This is a genomic window from Sphingobium sp. LB126, assembly GCF_002795205.1.
GTDB lineage: Bacteria > Pseudomonadota > Alphaproteobacteria > Sphingomonadales > Sphingomonadaceae > Sphingobium > Sphingobium chungbukense.
On record NZ_NETV01000001.1, the window covers coordinates 1,034,597 to 1,052,985 of the forward strand.

An 18,389-nucleotide genomic window follows, 5' to 3' on the forward strand; every position below is an offset into this window, starting at 1 on the left:
ACATGGATATCAACGCCGCAGAAATTTCGAAGGTCATCAAGGACCAGATCGCCAATTTCGGCACCGAAGCGCAGGTGAGCGAAGTCGGTTCCGTGCTGACCGTGGGTGACGGCATCGCCCGCGTCCATGGCCTCGACAACGTCCAGGCGGGCGAAATGGTCGAGTTCGCCAATGGCGTGCAGGGCATGGCGCTGAACCTCGAAGCCGACAATGTCGGCGTCGTGATCTTCGGCTCGGACGCCGAAATCAAGGAAGGCGACACCGTCAAGCGCACCGGCACGATCGTGGACGTTCCGGTCGGCAAGGGCCTGCTCGGCCGCGTGGTCGACGGCCTGGGCAACCCGATCGACGGCAAGGGCCCGATCCAGTATACCGAGCGCAAGCGCGTCGAAGTGAAGGCGCCGGGCATCATCCCCCGCAAGTCGGTGCATGAACCCGTGCAGACCGGCCTCAAGGCGATCGACGCCCTCGTCCCCGTCGGCCGTGGCCAGCGCGAGCTGATCATCGGCGACCGCCAGACCGGCAAGACCGCCGTCGCGATCGACACCTTCATCAACCAGAAGGGCATCAACGCGGGCGACGACGAATCGAAGAAGCTCTACTGCATCTACGTCGCCGTCGGTCAGAAGCGTTCGACCGTCGCGCAGATCGTCAAGCAGCTCGAAGAAAATGGCGCGATGGAATATTCGATCGTCGTCGCCGCGACCGCTTCGGAACCCGCCCCGCTCCAGTATCTGGCGCCCTATACCGGCGTCACCATGGGCGAATTCTTCCGCGACAACGGCATGCATGCCGTGATCGTCTATGACGATCTTTCCAAGCAGGCCGTCGCCTATCGCCAGATGTCGCTGCTGCTGCGCCGTCCCCCGGGCCGCGAAGCCTATCCGGGCGACGTCTTCTACCTGCACAGCCGCCTGCTGGAGCGTGCAGCCAAGATGAACGACGCCAACGGCAATGGCTCGCTGACCGCGCTGCCGATCATCGAGACGCAGGCGGGCGACGTGTCGGCCTACATCCCGACCAACGTGATCTCGATCACCGACGGCCAGATCTTCCTGGAAACCAACCTCTTCTATCAGGGCATCCGTCCGGCCATCAACGTCGGCCTGTCGGTGTCGCGCGTCGGCTCGGCCGCGCAGACCAAGGCGATGAAGAAGGTTTCCGGCTCGATCAAGCTGGAGCTGGCCCAGTATCGCGAAATGGCGGCCTTCGCCCAGTTCGGTTCGGACCTCGACGCTTCGACCCAGAAGCTGCTGAACCGTGGCGCGCGCCTGACCGAGCTGCTGAAGCAAGCCCAGTTCTCGCCGCTGCCCTTCGAAGAGCAGACCGCGTCGATCTTCGCCGGCACCAACGGCTATCTCGACTCGATCCCGGTCAAGGACGTGACGCGTTATGAAGAGCTGATGCTCGCCTATCTGCGTCACGACCATGCCGATGTCCTCGCCGTGATCCGCGACAGCAAGGATCTGGGCGATGAGCCCAAGGCGAAGCTGAAGGCCGCGCTGGACTCGTTCGGCAAGACCTTCGCGTAACGCACCAACCCCGTCATCCCAGCGGAAGCTGGGATCTCAGGCCGGATAGGGCGACCCTAGAGGCACGAGATGCCAGCTTTCGCTGGCATGACGGAAAAAAGGAAGAACGAAGCTGCGATAATGCTGACCGCCCAATCCCTCCTCGCCTGGACCGTGATGTCGATCGGTCTGGTGCTGCTGCCGGGACCGGACACCATGTTGGTGGCCGGTCACGCGGCGCGCCGTGGGTTGAAGGCGGGGATGGCGGCGATCGGCGGCATCCAGCTCGGCGGGCTGTTCTACATGGCGCTGTGCGGCTTCGGCTTCCTGAGCGTGCTGAACGCCGTGCCCGGGCTGTTCATGGCGGTGAAGATCGCGGGCGCGATCTACCTCGCCTGGCTCGGCCTTTCGATGCTGCGTGGCGCTGTGAAGCCCTCACCCGCTTCGGAAGCGCCCAAACTGCGGATCGGCGGATCGCCCTTCACCCAAGGGTTCATCAGCACCGTGCTGAATCCGAAGGTCGCGATCTTCTTCCTCGCCGCGCTGCCGCAGTTCGTCGGCACCGGCCCGGACGCGCCGTTTCAGGGCATGCTGCTGATCGCGATCGTCTATGCGCTGGGTTTCGTCTGGTGCGCCCTCCTCGCCGTGCTTGCCACCAAGGCGGGGCGCAAGGTCGGGCAGAGCAGCGCGATGCGCTGGTTCGAAGGCGCCATGGGCGTCGGTTTCTTTGGTCTCGCGGGCCGTCTGGCCCTTGCTCGGAATATTTGAACTATGGCTAGCCTCAAGGAACTGAAGCTGCGCATCGGGTCGGTGAAGTCGACCCAGAAGATCACCAAGGCCAAGCAGATGGTGGCCGCGGCCAAGCTGCGCAAGGCGCAGGCTGCTGCCGAAGCTGCCCGCCCCTATTCGAGCCGCCTGGAAGCGGTCGTCGCCAGCCTCGCCTCGAAGATCGCGGGCGGTTCGGGCGAAGGCGCCTCCCCGCTGCTGGCGGGCACCGGCAAGGATGAAGTGCATCTGCTGGTCGTCGCCAACTCCGACCGTGGCCTTGCAGGCGCGTTCAACGCCAACATCGTCAAAGCCGCCCGCGCCAAGGCGGACGAACTCATCAAACAGGGCAAGACCGTCCGCTTCTACCTGATCGGCCGCAAGGGCCGCCCGGTCATCAACCGCACCTTCCCCGGCATGATCGTCGCCCAGTTCGACACGACCGGCGCCAAGGAACCGGGTTATGCACAAGCCGAGCAGATCGCCCACGAACTGACCGACATGTATCTGAACGGCAAGTTCGACGTGGCGCACCTGTTCTTCTCGCGCTTCAAGTCGGCCCTTGCCCAGATCCCGACCGAACAGCAGATCATCCCGGTCAAGATCCCGGCCGACGCCGACCGCGACGCCATCGGCGCGACGGTGGAATATGAGCCGAGCGAGGAAGCGATCCTCGACGACCTGCTGCCGCGCAACGTCACGGTGCAGATCTTCAAGGCGCTGCTGGAAAACAACGCGTCCGAACAGGGCGCCTCGATGACCGCCATGGACAATGCGACCCGCAACGCAGGCGACCTCATCAACAAGCTGACCATCCAGTATAACCGCAGCCGTCAGGCAGCGATCACCACCGAACTGGTCGAAATCATCTCGGGCGCCGAAGCCCTTTAAGATCACGCACGCAAGGAAGCAGTCATGGCAACCACCAACAATGTAGGCCGCATCTCGCAGGTCATCGGCGCTGTCGTCGACGTGACCTTCCCCGATGCTCTCCCCTCGATCCTCTCGGCGCTGGAAACCAGCAACAACGGCCAGCGCCTGGTGCTGGAAGTCGCCCAGCATCTGGGTGAGAACACCGTTCGCACGATCGCGATGGACTCGACCGACGGCCTGACCCGCGGTCAGGAAGTCACCGACACCGGCGCGCAGATCAGCGTTCCCGTCGGCCCGGCCACGCTCGGCCGCATCCTGAACGTCGTCGGTGAGCCGATCGACGAGCGCGGCCCGGTCGGCACCACCCTCTCCGCCCCGATCCACGCCAAGGCGCCTGAGTTTGTCGACCAGTCGACCGACGCCAGCATCCTCGTCACCGGCATCAAGGTCATCGACCTTCTCGCCCCCTACGCCAAGGGCGGCAAGATCGGCCTGTTCGGCGGCGCGGGCGTCGGCAAGACCGTGCTCATTCAGGAGCTGATCAACAACATCGCAAAGGGCCATGGCGGCACCTCCGTGTTCGCGGGCGTGGGTGAGCGTACCCGCGAGGGCAACGACCTCTATCACGAGTTCCTCGACGCCGGCGTTATTGCCAAGGACGCCGACGGCAACGCGATCAGCGAAGGCTCCAAGGTGGCCCTCGTTTACGGCCAGATGAACGAGCCGCCGGGCGCCCGCGCGCGCGTCGCCCTGTCGGGCCTGACCATCGCGGAATATTTCCGCGACCAGGAAGGCCAGGACGTGCTGTTCTTCGTCGACAACATCTTCCGCTTCACCCAGGCGGGCGCGGAAGTGTCGGCTCTGCTCGGCCGTATTCCTTCGGCCGTGGGCTATCAGCCGACCCTCGCCACCGACATGGGCGCCCTTCAGGAGCGCATCACCTCGACCAACAAGGGTTCGATCACCTCGGTGCAGGCCGTGTACGTCCCCGCGGACGACTTGACCGACCCGGCGCCGGCCACCAGCTTCGCGCACTTGGACGCCACCACCGTTCTCAACCGCGCCATTTCGGAACTGGGCATCTATCCGGCGGTCGACCCGCTGGACTCGACCAGCCGCGTTCTGGAACCCCGCGTCGTGGGGCAAGAGCACTACGAGACCGCCCGCGCGGTTCAGGCGATCCTCCAGAAGTACAAGTCGCTTCAGGACATCATCGCGATCCTGGGCATGGACGAGCTGTCCGAAGAGGACAAGCTGACCGTCGCCCGCGCCCGCAAGATCCAGAAGTTCCTGTCGCAGCCGTTCCACGTCGCCGAGGTCTTCACCGGCATCTCGGGCAAGTTCGTCCAGATCGAAGACACGGTGAAATCGTTCAAGGCCGTGGTCGAAGGCGAATATGACCATCTGCCCGAAAACGCCTTCTACATGGTCGGCGGCATCGACGAAGCCATCGAAAAGGCGAAGAAGCTGGCTGCCGAAGCGGCGTAAGCGAACTCATGACACCCCTCCCCACGCGGGAGGGGGCATAGGACATACAGAATGGCACTGCATTTCGAACTCGTGACCCCCGAAAAGCTCGTCCGCTCGGAAGAGGTCTATCAGGTCGTCGTCCCCGGCACCGATGGCGACTTCGGCGTGCTGGAAGGCCACGCGCCCTTCATGTCGACCGTCCGCGACGGATCGATCCAGATCTTCGCCAGCGCGGGCGCAGCACCGGAAGTCATTCCGGTCCGCGGCGGCTTTGCCGAAGTCAATGAAAAGGGCCTGACCGTCCTTGCGGAGCATGCCGGCTAGAGCGCGCTGCGTTAAATCGTACGCAAGTCGCGCGCTCTCAGCTTTTGTTGTCGCATCGCTTTAAGCGCAAAACCGGTTCCCACTTTTGCGCACGATGCTCTAGCGCAACGCACGGCCTGACCGCAAACCGAACCAAAAAGGCCGCGCTCCACCAAGGAGCGCGGCCTTTTTGGTTAAGCTGCTCTGTATAGCGGCCACTATCCGGCAGTATGCGCGTCGGCCGGCAACGCATCCGGCTGAGCGCGCGCCGCCCCGCGCTTCGTCACCCCACCATCCCCTCCGCATTAGCCATTTATCAAAGTTTCCACCCTATTCACCTTTAACCATCAGAGCTGATCCAGATCATTTCGGCGGAGAATTATGAGCGCGTTTGGACGAAAAAATGGACCCGCGGGCATCAAGCCGGGCTTCGGCATTGCCCGCCCCATGCAGGGCGGCGCGCCCCGGGAAGAGGTCAAGGGAGGCGAACAATTCCCCCCCTGGACATGACGGCCCTGCCCAGCGAGGCTCCCGTCGATCCGCTTTCCGCTCCAACCGGCCAGATGCAGCGCAACGCCGATGCCATGCAGCGCCTGTCGGAGCGCGCCAATGCCGAACATGCGACCGACACCGGCCCGCAGGGTTTTGAAGCATCGGTCCACACGATCAAGGAGCAGGTCCTCCCCCGCCTGCTGGAGCGCGTCGATCCCGAAGCCGCAGCGACGCTGACCAAGGATGAACTGGCCGAGGAATTCCGCCCGATCATCATGGAAGTGCTGGCGGAACTGAAGCTGACCCTCAACCGGCGCGAGCAGTTCGCGCTGGAAAAGGTACTGGTCGATGAACTGCTCGGCCTTGGCCCACTGGAGGAATTGCTGTCCGACCCGGACGTCACCGACATCATGGTCAACGGTCCGGAGCAGACCTATATCGAAAAGAAGGGCAAGCTCCAGATCGCGCCGATCAAGTTCCGCGACGAGGAGCATCTGTTCCAGATCGCCCAGCGCATCGTGAACAAGGTCGGCCGCCGCGTCGACCAGACCACGCCGCTGGCCGACGCCCGCCTGCCCGACGGCTCTCGTGTGAACGTGATCGTGCCGCCGCTGTCGCTGCGCGGCACCGCCATCTCCATCCGTAAATTTTCCGCGAAGCCGATCACGCTGGACAATCTCGCCCAATGGGGCGCGATGAGCCAGAAAATGTGCACCGCACTCAAGATCGCGGGCGCCTGCCGGATGAACATCGTGATTTCGGGCGGTACGGGTTCGGGCAAGACCACCATGCTCAATGCCCTGTCGAAGATGATCGATCCGGGCGAGCGCGTGCTGACGATCGAGGACGCGGCCGAACTGCGCCTGCAACAGCCGCACTGGCTGCCGCTCGAAACCCGCCCGCCGAACCTGGAGGGTCAGGGCGCGATCACCATCGGCGATCTCGTCAAGAACGCCCTGCGCATGCGTCCCGACCGCATCATCCTGGGCGAAATCCGCGGCGCGGAGTGTTTCGACCTGCTCGCCGCGATGAATACGGGCCATGACGGTTCCATGTGCACGCTCCACTCCAACAGCCCGCGCGAATGCCTGGGCCGTATGGAGAACATGATCCTGATGGGCGACATCAAGATCCCGAAGGAAGCGATTTCCAAGCAGATCGCCGATTCGGTCGACCTGATCGTGCAGGTGAAGCGCCTGCGCGACGGCTCTCGCAGAGTCACCAACGTGACCGAGGTGATCGGCATGGAAGGCGACGTCATCGTCACCCAGGAACTGTTCAAGTTCGAATATCATGACGAGGACGACAGCGGGAAGATCATCGGCGAATATCGCTCGATGGGCCTGCGCCCCTACACGCTGGACAAGGCGCGGCAGTTCGGCTTCGATCAGCCCTTCCTGGAAGCCTGCCTGTAATAACCGGGCTATAACGGCCGGGCCATGACAGCCCGACCGTAACAATCTGTTTCCGGCGGCGAATTTCACCGCCGTGCGGCTTGCATCGCGGATACGCGAACGGCACATCGGGAAACCTCACGATCAGGAGAGGATTCCCGATGAACCGTGTCGTCCATGCCGCCGCCCTGCTGACCGGCCTTACCCTGCCCCTTGCACCGCTCGTCGCGCAACATGCGGGGCATGGCGCGCATCGGACGGCCGATCCCATCGCGGCGGCCGTCGCGGCCACCAGCCGCACCCCGGCCAATCTGGCGCGCGACCGCTATCGCCACCCCGCCGAAACCCTCGCCTTCTTCGGCGTCAGGCCGGACCAGACGGTGGTGGAATATTCGCCGAGCGGCGGCTGGTACACGGAAATCCTCGCCCCGCTGCTGCATGACAAAGGCAGCTTCTACGCGCTCCAGCCGACCGGACGTTCCCTGGATAGCTACAAGGCTTTTCTCGCCGCCAAGCCGGAGGTCTACGGCAAGGTCACGCTGGTCCCCTTCCCCGACCAGACCGGCCTGATCCCGGCGGGCAGCGTCGACACGCTGCTGACCTTCCGCAATATCCACAATATGGTGATGGGCGGCACGGAAACGGCCACCTTCAAGGTCTTTTACGACCTGTTGAAGCCCGGCGGGACGCTGGGCATCGTCGATCACCGCCTGCCCGAGGGGCGCGACACGGCGCTGGAGAAGAGCAGCGGCTATCTCAAAGTGTCGACGGTCCGCCGCATCGCGGAGGCCGCCGGGTTCGAATATGTCGGATCATCGGAGGTCAACGCCAACCCGAAGGATACGGCCGACTGGGAAAAGGGCGTGTGGACGTTGCCCCCGACCCTGCGCAATGGCGAAGTCGACAAGGCGAAATATCTCGCCATCGGCGAGAGCGACCGGATGACGCTGCGCTTTCGCAAGCCAGTGAAGTAAGGCGGCGCGAATGGCGGTTTCGAAGCGATCGGAACCGATCGCCAGTCAAGAAATCGCGGCAAACAAAAGGCTTGGAGCGGCGATCTGATGCCATCAGATCGAAAACCGCTCTAAGCGGTTGCATCATGCTTCCGCCGGGCTAAGGCGATGCGGTGTCACCCGCTTCGCCTTCCGCACGCCCGCATCGCCCGCTCGCGGCCATCGGCCTGCGGCTGATCGCTGTGATCTGCCTGTCGGTCATGTTCATCGCGGTCAGGCTGGCCGATGCGCGCGGCGTGCATATCGTCGAATCGCTCTTCTATCGCCAGGCGCTGGCGCTGCCCGTGGCCGCCCTCTGGATCGCCATGACCACAGGCGTCGGATCGTTCCGCACCAGCCGCGTCGGCGCCCATGCCACACGCATGATCGTCGGCCTGACCGGCATGATCCTCAACTTTCTCTCCTATATCCTGCTGCTGCCGGCGGAAGCCGTGACCATCGGCTTCACCATGCCGATCTTCGCCACCATATTGTCCGCCCTGATCCTGCACGAAGCGACGGGCATCCACCGCTGGAGCGCCGTTCTGCTCGGCTTTGTCGGCGTGATCATCATGGTCCGGCCGGATGCGGGACATTTCCCCGCCACCGGCGTTGCCGTGGCTCTTGCCGGCGCGCTCTTCACCGCCAGCGTCAGCCTGATCCTGCGCCAACTGTCCCGGACGGAAAATTCCGGGACGATCGTCTTCTGGTTCACGCTGTTGTCCTTGCCGCCGTTGGGCGTCGCCATGCTATTCTATGGGCAGGCCCATGATGCCGCGACCTGGGGACTGCTGATACTCATCGGAGTCGCCGGTGGCATTGCGCAGATATGCATGACCGCCGCCCTGCGCTGGGCACCCGTGTCGGTGGTGCTGATGATGGATTATAGTTCCATCATCTGGACGACGCTGCTCGGTTGGGCGATCTGGGGCAATTGGCCGATGGTGACGACCTGGATCGGTGCCGCGCTGATCGTGGCCAGCGGTCTTTATATCACCTGGCGCGAACAGATCCGCGCCAGGCGCCTGACTTCAACTCAATAATTCGGCATCCAGGCTGATTTCGGCATTCAACAGCTTGGATACCGGGCAATTGGCCTTCGCCTTGGCCGCCAACTCCTGAAACTGCGCCTCTTCCGCGCCGGGAATCGTCGCCTTGAGGTTCAGCCTGCTCGCCGTGATGGCAAAGCCGCCATCCTGCTGCTCCAGCGTCACGACGGCATTGGTCTCCATCTTTTCCGCCGTCAGCCCCGCCTCGCCCAAAATCAGCGACAGCGCCATGGTGAAGCAGGAGGCATGGGCGGCCGCGATCAGTTCTTCGGGATTGCTGCCGGGCACCCCTTCGAATCGCATCGCAAAGCCATAGGGATGGGCGTCGAGCGCGCCGCTCTGAGTCGAGATCGCGCCCTTGCCGTCCTTCAGGCCCCCGCTCCAAACGGCCGACCCGCTGCGATTGATCTTCATATCCGTCCTCCTATGTTCCCGGAGGAACCCCGCCGGTCCCCCTTGGTTTCACCAGCATAAGGCGAAATTGCGCAGGAGAGTGACAATGACGGGTATGGCGATGGAAAATCATGGCGACCTGATCGCATCCGACCGGGTCGAAGGCACGGCGGTCTATAATCGCGCGGGCGAACGGCTGGGCCATATTTCCAATTTCATGGTCGACAAGCGCAGCGGGCAGGTCCGTTATGCCGTGCTGTCGTTCGGCGGTTTCCTGGGGATGGGACATGACCATTATCCCCTGCCCTGGTCGATGCTGAGCTATGACATCGACCAGGGCGGCTATGTGGTCGATCTGGCCAAGGAAGTCCTGGACGACGCCCCCCGGCACGAGCCGGACGAGCGCCCCGATTATGACGAAACCTACGGCCGCAGCGTCTTCCAATATTATGGGCTGGTCTATCCCTGGTAAGGATTTTCAAGGACTTGGTTTCTGGCCGCCGGACAGGGCCCGTGCGCCCTTGCGGCCTGCCTGCATGCTGTTGCCGAACGACATCCTTTGCGTTTGGCAGACGATGTTTTTAACATGAACGCCAGATGAATCGGGCTGCCTAAATTCAGACACATTTTGTCGCTTGCCCATTGTCTACTTAATAAATAGAATTATCTCTGTGCCTCAAACAGGATGAGGATGAGTCCATGGAGCGATTCGGACATTCAGGTGACGCGCGCCAGCCGGTCGTGCTGACCATTCCGGGCCTCAACAACAGTGGCCCCGGCCATTGGCAAACCCTTTGGGAAGAGACGCGCGGCGATTGCGAACGCGTCGATCTGGGAAGCTGGGCCAGCCCCAACCGCAACAGCTGGGTCACGCGGCTGGATGCGGCGATCCGGGCGGCGGATGGACCGATCATATTGGCCGCGCACAGCCTGGGCTGCCTGGCGGTCGCCTGGTGGGGCGCCTTGCAGAGCCAGGCCTATGGCTGGCCGGTGACCGGCGCGCTGCTGGTGGCGCCGCCCGATTGCGACCGGATGGAAACGCCCGAGACGATCGGCGGATTCGGCCCGACGCCGCGCGCGCAACTGCCCTTCCCCTCGATCGTGGTGGCGAGTCGCAACGATCCCTATATCTTCTTCGAGCGCGCCCACAGCATCGGCAAGAATTGGGGCAGCAGCTTCGTCGACGCCGGCTTTTGCGGCCATATCAACGCGGAATCGGGCCTGGGCGAATGGCGTTTCGGCCAGGCGCTGCTCGAAAAGCTGATCGACAACGCGCATGAGCAGGCCTCTGCCATGCGGCAATTACGGCCCGCCATACCTCTGGCCCATCAGGAGCGGCGACTGGCGGCGCTGAGGGTCAACGGCTGAGTTTTTCGGGGCGCGACAAGAGAAACTTGAGCGCCCCTTATATTTGCTTTTTTGTCTATCATAATAGTTGAGATAAAAGCGGCGAAGAGGTGTTTATGAGTGAAAACCGATCGATTGAATTTGCCCGGAACGGTCGCAGCGATGGGCAGCGCCATGATATCGCCGTTACGATCGACAAGGTGCGCAACGTATTGGAAGCGCTTCGTTTCGGATCTGTCACACTGACCGTGCACGACGCGCGCGTCGTGCAGATCGACGTGACGGAAAAAACACGCCTGACCGCCTGAAGGAAGCGCGGGGGCAAACAGGGTTGCTGAATAAAGGCCGCCTCAGGGCTGGCCGGATAACAGGCGGCAAGGGGTGGGCCGCACTTTACCATTCCCACGACCAACGGCTTTGAGCGGATCACCGCAGAGGCCGCGATCAACATTCACCGGACATCCGGAAGGGGAATTATCATGATTGCGCGTTTTCTGTGGCTCGCCGGGGTGGCGAGCGCATCCATCATTGCGTCCAACGCCCATGCGCAGGACACGGCTCAACCCGTTGCGGACAGCGCCGAACAGGCCACTGCCCGCGGGGAAGTGATCATCGTCACCGCCCGACGCCGCGCGGAAACCGCGCAGGAAGTGCCGCTGGCGATCTCCGTCATCCGCGGCGACAGCATAGAGGCCACAGGCAACTTCAACGTCGTGAAGCTCCAGCAGCTCGCGCCGACGTTGCAGGTCTACACCACCAATCCGCGCAACACCTCGGTCAACATCCGCGGCCTTGGCGTGCCGTTCGGCCTGACCAGCGACGGCTTCGAGCAGGGCGTCGGCATCTATGTCGATGACGTTTACAACAGCCGCGTCGCCGCCGCGACCTTCGACTTCCTGGACGTCGCCCAGGTCGAGGTGCTGCGCGGCCCGCAGGGCACGCTTTACGGCAAGAACACCACGGCCGGCGCGATCAACATCACGACCAACCAGCCGACCTTCGATTTCGAGGGCCGCGCCGAACTGACCGTCGGCAACCTCAATTACAGGCAGGCAAAGGCCGCCGTCTCCGGTCCGCTGTCGGATACGATCGCCGCCCGCATCGCCGTCGCCGCGACCAGCCGCCGGGGCACGCTGTACAACACGGTCACCAACCGCTGGATCAACGAACAGGACAATCTGGGTCTCCGCGGCCAGTTGCTGTTCAAGCCCTCCGACAATTTCAGCCTCACCTTGTCGGGCGACTACAGCAAGCAGGACCCGGAATGCTGCGGCACGGTGTTCGTGCGGGTGGGCACGACGCAGCGCCCGATCACGCGTCAATATGATGCGCTGGTCGCCGCGATCAACGCCGCCAATCCCGGCCGCAATTACGCAGTGCCCAGCCGCAATCCCTATGATCGTCTGACCGATCTCGACAGCAACCTGAACGCAGGCAACAAGATCGGCGGCGTCTCGGCCAAGATCAAATGGGATGTCGGCCCCGGCACGCTGACCTCCGTCACCGCCTGGCGCTTCTGGGACTGGAAGCCGGAGAATGACCGCGATTTCACCGGCCTCTCGGTCGTGTCGAAATCGCAGAACCCCTCGCAGCAGGACCAGTATAGCCAGGAATTCCGCTATAATTATGAAAGCCAGAAGATCGACTTCGTGGTCGGCCTGTTCGGCTTCAAGCAGCGGATCGACACCCAGGGCACAGAGCAACAGGGCGCCGACGCCAGCCGCTGGAGCCTGACCGGCACGCAGGCCACCACGCCCAGCATCCTTCAGGGTCTGACGGCCAGCAACACGCAATGGCTCAAAAGCACGAGCGCGGCGCTGTTTGGCCAGTTGAGCTGGAAGGTTACCGACGCGCTGACCATCCAGCCGGGCGCTCGCCTCAACTATGACAAGAAGTCGGGCTTCTACCAGCGTATCGTGACCAATGGTGCGGGCCAGGTCATTTCCTGCACGCCCACGCCAACCGCCGGCTCGGTGCTGGCGGCACAATGCGGCGTCTACCAGCCGCAGGTCAGTGCGCCGTCGGACAGCGCCTGGAACTTCACCTACGACTTCAACGTCAATTACAAGATCGCTCAGGACATCCTTGCCTATGCGACCTATGCCAAGAGCTTCAAGACGCTGGGCATCAACCAGAACGGCCTGCCGCTCAATTCGGACAATACGGTGAATTACGCCGCCGGCACGGTGAAGCCGGAATCGGTCAACCATTTCGAAGTGGGCCTCAAGACCCAGTTCTGGGACCGCCGCGCTACCTTCAACCTCACCGCTTTCCGCACGGACATCAAGAATTTCCAGGCGACGGTGAACGGCGGCCAGTTCGGCACGGTGCGCGGCTACCTTGCCAATGCGGACAAGGTCCGGTCGCAGGGCATAGAGGCCGACTTCAAGATCGTCGCCAGCGACCGCTTCACGGCCTATGCGAACGGCGCCTACACCGACGCCAAGTACAAGAAGTTCACCAATGCCCCCTGCCCGCCCGAACTGTCCGGCGGCACCTTCGTGACCGGCAACCAGACGCCCGATGCACCCGGCCAGGCCGGCAACACGCCCAGCCATCCCACCGCGTCGCTCAGCCCGCGGGCCTGCGACATCTCGGGCCAGGGCCTGCCCGGCGTGTCGAAATGGGCCTTCTCCTACGGCGCGGAATATAACATTCCGGTCACGCTGCTGGACAAGGACGGCCAGCTCTATCTGGGCGTGGACGGCAATTACCGGTCGCACTGGAACTCCAACGCCTCGCCGTCGATCTACACCGAGGTGAAGGGCTATGCGCTGACCAATTTCCGGGCTGGTTTCCGTGGCGAAGGGTTCGACATCTTCGGCTGGGTCCGCAACGCCTTCGACGTGAACTACATCGAAAACCTACAGGTCGCGCCTGGCAACACCGGCCTGATCGCCGGCCAGCCCGGCGACCCGCAGACCTGGGGCGGAACGATCAAATTCTCCTTCTGACCCTTTAACGAGGTTCACCCCCTGCGGGGAGCGACACAGCCCTGTCGCTCCCCGCATTTTTCGATGCCGCCCTGAACCGACTGGATACCTGCCCGATTTGCGCCCGGCGCGCCGCTGCGGTAGAGCGCGTGCCATGTCCACGACCTTCACGCTCGACACGTCGACCAGCCGCGCCAATCCGACCCCCGCGCCGATGAAGCGCCTGACCGTGCCCGCCATCCAGCGCCGCAAGTTCGAGGGGAAGACGGAACAACCGCTGGTGATGCTGACCGCCTATACGGCGCGGCAGGCGCAGTTGCTCGACCCGCATTGCGACATGCTGCTGGTGGGCGATTCGCTGGGACAGGTGATTTACGGCCTTCCCTCCACCCTTGCCGTCACGCTCGACATGATGATCGCCCATGGCGCCGCCGTGGTGCGCGGCAGCTACCACAGCGTCGTCCTCGTCGACATGCCCTTCGGCAGCTATGAAGCCTCACCCCAGCAGGCCTTTGCCAGCGCCAGCCGCATCATGGCCGAAACCGGCTGCGCGGGCGTCAAGCTGGAGGGCGGGGCCGCCATGGCCGAAACCATATCCTTCCTCAGCCAGCGCGGCATTCCGGTGATGGCGCATATCGGCCTCACCCCACAGGCGGTGAACGCGCTGGGCGGCTATGGCGCACGCGGCAAGAGTCAGGAGGAGCATGCCAAGATCATCTCCGACGCCCGCGCCGTCGCACAGGCAGGCGCCTTCGCCATGGTGCTGGAGGGGGTGATGGAAGACATCGCCGTCACCGTCACCGACAGCGTGGACGTGCCGGTGATCGGCATCGGCGCATCGGCCCATTGCGACGGCCAGGTGCTGGTGACGGAGGACATGCTGGGCATGTTCGAACGCGTGCCCCGTTTCGTGAAGCGCTATGAAAATATCGCGGAAACGATCGATCAAGCGGCCGCCCGCTATGCCGAGGATGTCCGAAACCGGAACTTTCCGACCGAAGATCAGGTCTATCGGCCCAAAAAGTGATTTGCGTGAGCCAAGAGCGCCGCTAATGATCGCGCCTTCCGCCTGCCTTTTCTGACGAATTTCTGGAGACCCAAGTGGCCCTGACGCCGCAAAATAGCGAAGCCTTCATGCGCGAGGTCGACGAGGCCGTCCGGCAGGACCAGTTGCTGACCTTCTGGCAGCGCTTCGGCCGCTGGATCGTTGCCGCGGTCGTCATCGGCCTCGCGGTCTTCGCCGGCTGGCTTTATTGGCAGCATTACACCAAGACGCAGTCGCAGGCCGTGTCCGAGCAAATGGACAAGGTGATCGCCACGGCGGTCGGCGGCGGCACGCCCGATGCGAAGGAACTGGACACGCTCACTCAGGCGAGCCAGCCCGGTTTCCGCGCGTCGGCCCTGCTGGTGAAGGCCGGGACTGCCGCGCGCAAGGGCGACAGCAAGGCCGCGATCGCCGCCTATAAGGCGATGGCCGATGACGGTTCGCTCGACCAGCCCTATCGCGACCTGGCGCTGATCCGCCAGACCACGCTGGAATATGAAAGCCTCGCTCCGCAACAGGTCGTCGACCGGCTGAAACCCCTGGCGGTCGAGGGTGCGCCCTGGTTCGGCAGCGCCGGGGAACTGGTCGCCATCGCTTATATGAAGATGCGCAAGCCCGACCTCGCCGGGCCGCTGTTCGCCGCCATGGCAAAGGACAAGAACGTGCCCCAGTCGATCCGTTCACGCGCGCGACAGATGGCGGGCTTATTGGGTGTGGATGCAGTCGAGACGCCGGACGCGGCGGGACAGGAATGATGGGGCGCATGGGGATGCACAGCATGACGAAATTTTCGGGCGCCGGTCGCGCCGTGACTGTTGCCATGATGATCGCCCTGCTTGCAGGCTGCGGCGTGATCGGCGGCAAGAAGGGTGGCCCCAAGACCCCGGTGGTCGGCAAGCGCACCTCGATCCTCAGCAATGAGCAGGGGGTGGAGGTCGACCCGACGCTGGCCGATGTGCCCGTGACCCTGCCCGAACCCTATGCCAACGACCAATGGTCGCAGCCGGGCGGCAGCCCCGCCAAGACGATGGGCAATCTGGCGCTGGGCGCGTCACCCTCGCAGGCCTGGACCGCCTCCATCGCAGGCAGCACGCCGCAGGCCCGCCTCGCCTCCGCCCCGGTGGTGGTCGGCGGCAAGCTCTATGTCATCGACGCCGATGCGCGGGTGATCGCGTTCGACGCCAATAGCGGTGCGAAGCTGTGGCAGACCGCCCTGCCCGCCGAGGGCAGCGGCCGCGCCCTGTTCGGCGGCGGCGTCAGCGTGATCGACGGCAAGCTCTATGCCAGCACCGGCGTGGGCGACGTTGCCGCGCTAGACGCCAATACGGGCGCGGTCCTGTGGAAGAAGCGCCCCGGCGGCCCGCTGCGCGGCGCGCCGACCCTGGCCAACGGCCATGTCTATGTGATGGGCCAGGACAATCAGATCTTCGCCCTCAATCAGAGCGATGGCGAAGTGCAGTGGACCGACAGCGGCACGTTGCAGGTCACGGGCATTTTCGGCGTGGCGGCTCCGGCCGCGGCGCAGGGCACAGTGATCGCTGGCTACAGTTCGGGCGAACTCACCGCCTATCGCTATGAAAATGGCCGGACGCTGTGGGGTGACGCACTCTCGCGCACCAGCATTTCCACCGCCGTCGCCACGCTCACCGACATCGACGCCGATCCGGTGATCGATCGCGGCCGGGTCTTCGCCATTGGCCAGGGCGGCCGCATGGCCAGTTACGAACTGGTGAGCGGCCAGCGCCTGTGGGAAATCAACATTGCGGGCATTTCCACCCCTTCGGTCGTGGGCGAATGGGTGTTCGCCGTCACCAGCGACGCGAAACTGCTCTGCGTCGCCCGCGCCACCGGCAAGATTCGCTGGATCAGCCAGCTTCGCCGCTGGGAAAAGGTGAAGAAGAAGGACAAGGCGATCCGCTGGACCGGCCCGCTCCTGGCGGGTGGGCGCCTGATCCTGGTGTCGACCCATGGCGACCTCAATTATGTCGATCCGACGACCGGCAAGATCGAGGCGGAACGCGACCTGAAGAAGTCCATGTCGCTTTCGCCGGTAGTGGCGAACAACACGCTGTATATCCTCGCCGATGACGGAAAGCTGACGGCGTTTCGCTGACGCCTTCAATAATGCTAAGTAACCGTGCTCCTGCGCAGGCGGGAGGCCAGTTCCGCCTTCTGGACTGGACTCCCGCCTGCGCAGGAGCACCACTATTTTAAAGGATACGGGCCTCTCATGCTGCCCACCGTTGCCATTGTCGGGCGCCCCAATGTGGGAAAGTCCACCCTCTTCAACCGTCTGGTCGGCAAGAAGCTGGCGCTGGTCGACGATCAGCCCGGCGTGACCCGCGACCGGCGGGAGGGGCAGGCCAATCTGCTCGGGGTCGATTTCACCATCATCGACACTGCCGGTTACGAAGATGAAGACCCGCAGACCCTGCCCGGCCGGATGCGCATGCAGACGCAGGCGGCCGTGGAAAATGCCGATGTCGCCCTGTTCGTCGTGGATGCCCGGGCCGGCATCACCCCGCTGGACGAGGAAATCGCCCGCTGGCTGCGCGAGGGCGACGCCCCCGTCGTGCTGATGGCCAACAAGGCCGAGGGCAGGGCAGGCGACGATGGCGTGATGGAGGCGTTCAGCCTGGGCCTGGGCGACCCTGTCCCCTTCTCCGCCGAACATGGCCAGGGACTGGCCGATCTGTTCCAGGCGCTGCTCCCCTATATCGACCGCGAGGAGGAGGAAGAGGAGGCTGAACCCGAAGAGGCCGATCTCGAATCCGCGCCGCTGAAGCTCGCCATCGTCGGCCGCCCCAATGCGGGCAAGTCGACCCTCATCAACCGGCTGCTGGGCGAAAACCGCCTGCTGACCGGCCCGGAAGCAGGCATCACCCGCGATTCCATCGCGGTGGACTGGCAATGGATCAGCCCCGACGGCGAAGAACGCCCCGTCCGCCTGATCGATACGGCGGGCATGCGCAAGCGCGCCAAGGTGCAGGACAAGCTGGAAAAGCTGGCCGTTTCCGATGGCCTGAACGCTGTGAACTTCGCCGAAGTCGTGGTGTTGCTGCTCGATTCCACCCGTGGGCTGGAGGCGCAGGACCTGCGCATCGCGGACAAGGTGATCGAGGAAGGCCGCGCCCTCGTCGTCGCGCTCAACAAATGGGACACGGTGGAACATGGCTCGGCGCTCTATCAGGGCATCAAGCAGGCGCTGTCGGACGGTCTCGCGCAGATACGCGGCGTGCCGATCATGACCGTCTCCGCCGCCACCGGGAAGGGGTTGGACGACCTCATCCGCGTCGCCTTCGAAACCCGCACCGCTTGGTCGCAGCGCGTTTCGACCGGCATCCTCAACCGCTGGTTCGAACGCGCGCTGGAGGCCAATCCGCCCCCCGCCCCCGGCGGCAAGCGGATCAAGCTGCGCTACATCACCCAGAACAAGACCCGTCCGCCGACCTTCGTGCTGTTCGGCACGCGGCTGGACGAACTGCCGGAAAGCTATCGCCGCTATCTGGTGAACGGCATCCGGAAAGAGCTGGGCTTTGGCGCGGTGCCGGTGCGCCTGACGCTGCGCAGCGCCAAAAACCCCTATGCCAGCAAGTGAAGGCGTGCATATCGACGCCAGGGGCATGAAATGTCCCTGGCCCGCGCTGCGCGCCGCCCGCGCCATGCGCTCGGCCAAGGCCATCACCATCGAGGCCGACGACCCCATCGCTCCCGCGGAACTGGAAGCGCTGGCCCGGCAACAGGGCTGGATCTTCACGGCCAGGGGACCGCATCTCTTCGCGATCGCCCTTGCGGTAACGGCTTAACCGGCTGTTTACGCCC

17 protein-coding genes and 1 pseudogene are annotated in these 18,389 nt (G+C 63.9%); 17 read left to right on the top strand and 1 reads right to left on the bottom strand.

Translation table 11 applies throughout. The features are described 5' to 3' along the window. Window positions 1-2 precede the first annotated feature (2 nt). The 8 genes and pseudogenes from atpA (at window position 3) to CAF53_RS05060 (ending at window position 8,843) form a co-directional block, all read left to right on the top strand. The gene (atpA, locus tag CAF53_RS05025; RefSeq protein ID WP_100237486.1) at window positions 3-1,532 is read left to right on the top strand and encodes a F0F1 ATP synthase subunit alpha; all 1,530 of its coding nucleotides are present in this window, start codon (window positions 3-5) and stop codon (window positions 1,530-1,532) included. 120 nt (window positions 1,533-1,652) lie between these two features. Then, the gene (locus CAF53_RS05030; RefSeq protein ID WP_100238696.1) at window positions 1,653-2,279 is read left to right on the top strand and encodes a LysE family translocator; all 627 of its coding nucleotides are present in this window, start codon (window positions 1,653-1,655) and stop codon (window positions 2,277-2,279) included. Window positions 2,280-2,282: 3 nt separating this feature from the next. Next, complete coding sequence (locus CAF53_RS05035) at window positions 2,283-3,167, top strand: F0F1 ATP synthase subunit gamma (RefSeq protein WP_046764877.1); 885 nt, start codon at window positions 2,283-2,285, stop codon at window positions 3,165-3,167. Between the two features lie 24 nt (window positions 3,168-3,191). Continuing rightward, window positions 3,192-4,637 (top strand): F0F1 ATP synthase subunit beta, encoded by a 1,446-nt coding sequence (gene atpD / locus CAF53_RS05040; protein WP_046764878.1) that lies wholly within the window; start codon window positions 3,192-3,194, stop codon window positions 4,635-4,637. A gap of 51 nt (window positions 4,638-4,688) precedes the next feature. Further along, window positions 4,689-4,943: an ATP synthase F1 subunit epsilon gene (locus tag CAF53_RS05045; protein WP_046764879.1), complete on the top strand. Its 255-nt coding sequence runs from the start codon at window positions 4,689-4,691 to the stop codon at window positions 4,941-4,943. A gap of 360 nt (window positions 4,944-5,303) precedes the next feature. After that, a pseudogene (locus CAF53_RS05050) lies at window positions 5,304-6,829 on the top strand (CpaF family protein). 140 nt (window positions 6,830-6,969) lie between these two features. After that, the gene (locus CAF53_RS05055) at window positions 6,970-7,782 is read left to right on the top strand and encodes a class I SAM-dependent methyltransferase (protein WP_100237487.1); all 813 of its coding nucleotides are present in this window, start codon (window positions 6,970-6,972) and stop codon (window positions 7,780-7,782) included. 152 nt (window positions 7,783-7,934) lie between these two features. Then, window positions 7,935-8,843: a DMT family transporter gene (locus CAF53_RS05060; RefSeq protein ID WP_100237488.1), complete on the top strand. Its 909-nt coding sequence runs from the start codon at window positions 7,935-7,937 to the stop codon at window positions 8,841-8,843. On the opposite strand, the gene CAF53_RS05065 is transcribed toward CAF53_RS05060, so the two are convergent. Continuing rightward, entirely contained in the window at window positions 8,832-9,263 is a 432-nt protein-coding gene (locus tag CAF53_RS05065) for an OsmC family protein (protein ID WP_100237489.1), read from the bottom strand. The genes CAF53_RS05060 and CAF53_RS05065 overlap by 12 nt on opposite strands. 85 nt (window positions 9,264-9,348) lie before the next feature. On the opposite strand from CAF53_RS05065, the gene CAF53_RS05070 reads away from it, so the two are divergent. From CAF53_RS05070 to CAF53_RS05110, 9 genes are all read left to right on the top strand, one after another. Continuing rightward, on the top strand, window positions 9,349-9,714 hold the full coding sequence (locus CAF53_RS05070) for a PRC-barrel domain-containing protein (protein ID WP_046766129.1): 366 nt from the start codon (window positions 9,349-9,351) through the stop codon (window positions 9,712-9,714). Window positions 9,715-9,941: 227 nt separating this feature from the next. Further along, on the top strand, window positions 9,942-10,610 hold the full coding sequence (locus tag CAF53_RS05075) for an alpha/beta hydrolase (protein WP_046766130.1): 669 nt from the start codon (window positions 9,942-9,944) through the stop codon (window positions 10,608-10,610). Between the two features lie 95 nt (window positions 10,611-10,705). Further along, on the top strand, window positions 10,706-10,897 hold the full coding sequence (locus CAF53_RS05080; RefSeq protein ID WP_046766131.1) for a YezD family protein: 192 nt from the start codon (window positions 10,706-10,708) through the stop codon (window positions 10,895-10,897). Between the two features lie 171 nt (window positions 10,898-11,068). Then, window positions 11,069-13,543: a TonB-dependent receptor gene (locus CAF53_RS05085; RefSeq protein ID WP_046766132.1), complete on the top strand. Its 2,475-nt coding sequence runs from the start codon at window positions 11,069-11,071 to the stop codon at window positions 13,541-13,543. A gap of 133 nt (window positions 13,544-13,676) precedes the next feature. Further along, on the top strand, window positions 13,677-14,549 hold the full coding sequence (panB, locus tag CAF53_RS05090; RefSeq protein WP_046766133.1) for a 3-methyl-2-oxobutanoate hydroxymethyltransferase: 873 nt from the start codon (window positions 13,677-13,679) through the stop codon (window positions 14,547-14,549). A gap of 74 nt (window positions 14,550-14,623) precedes the next feature. Next, on the top strand, window positions 14,624-15,322 hold the full coding sequence (locus CAF53_RS05095; protein WP_100237490.1) for a tetratricopeptide repeat protein: 699 nt from the start codon (window positions 14,624-14,626) through the stop codon (window positions 15,320-15,322). Window positions 15,323-15,330: 8 nt separating this feature from the next. Further along, complete coding sequence (locus tag CAF53_RS05100; protein WP_197707367.1) at window positions 15,331-16,680, top strand: PQQ-like beta-propeller repeat protein; 1,350 nt, start codon at window positions 15,331-15,333, stop codon at window positions 16,678-16,680. A gap of 117 nt (window positions 16,681-16,797) precedes the next feature. Then, window positions 16,798-18,165, top strand: coding sequence for a ribosome biogenesis GTPase Der (gene der, locus CAF53_RS05105; protein WP_100237491.1), 1,368 nt, complete (start codon window positions 16,798-16,800; stop codon window positions 18,163-18,165). Beyond that, a complete protein-coding gene (locus CAF53_RS05110; RefSeq protein ID WP_100237492.1) occupies window positions 18,152-18,373 on the top strand; it encodes a sulfurtransferase TusA family protein in 222 nt (73 codons plus the stop codon). The genes der and CAF53_RS05110 overlap by 14 nt, the downstream gene beginning before the upstream one ends. Window positions 18,374-18,389: the final 16 nt, after the last annotated feature.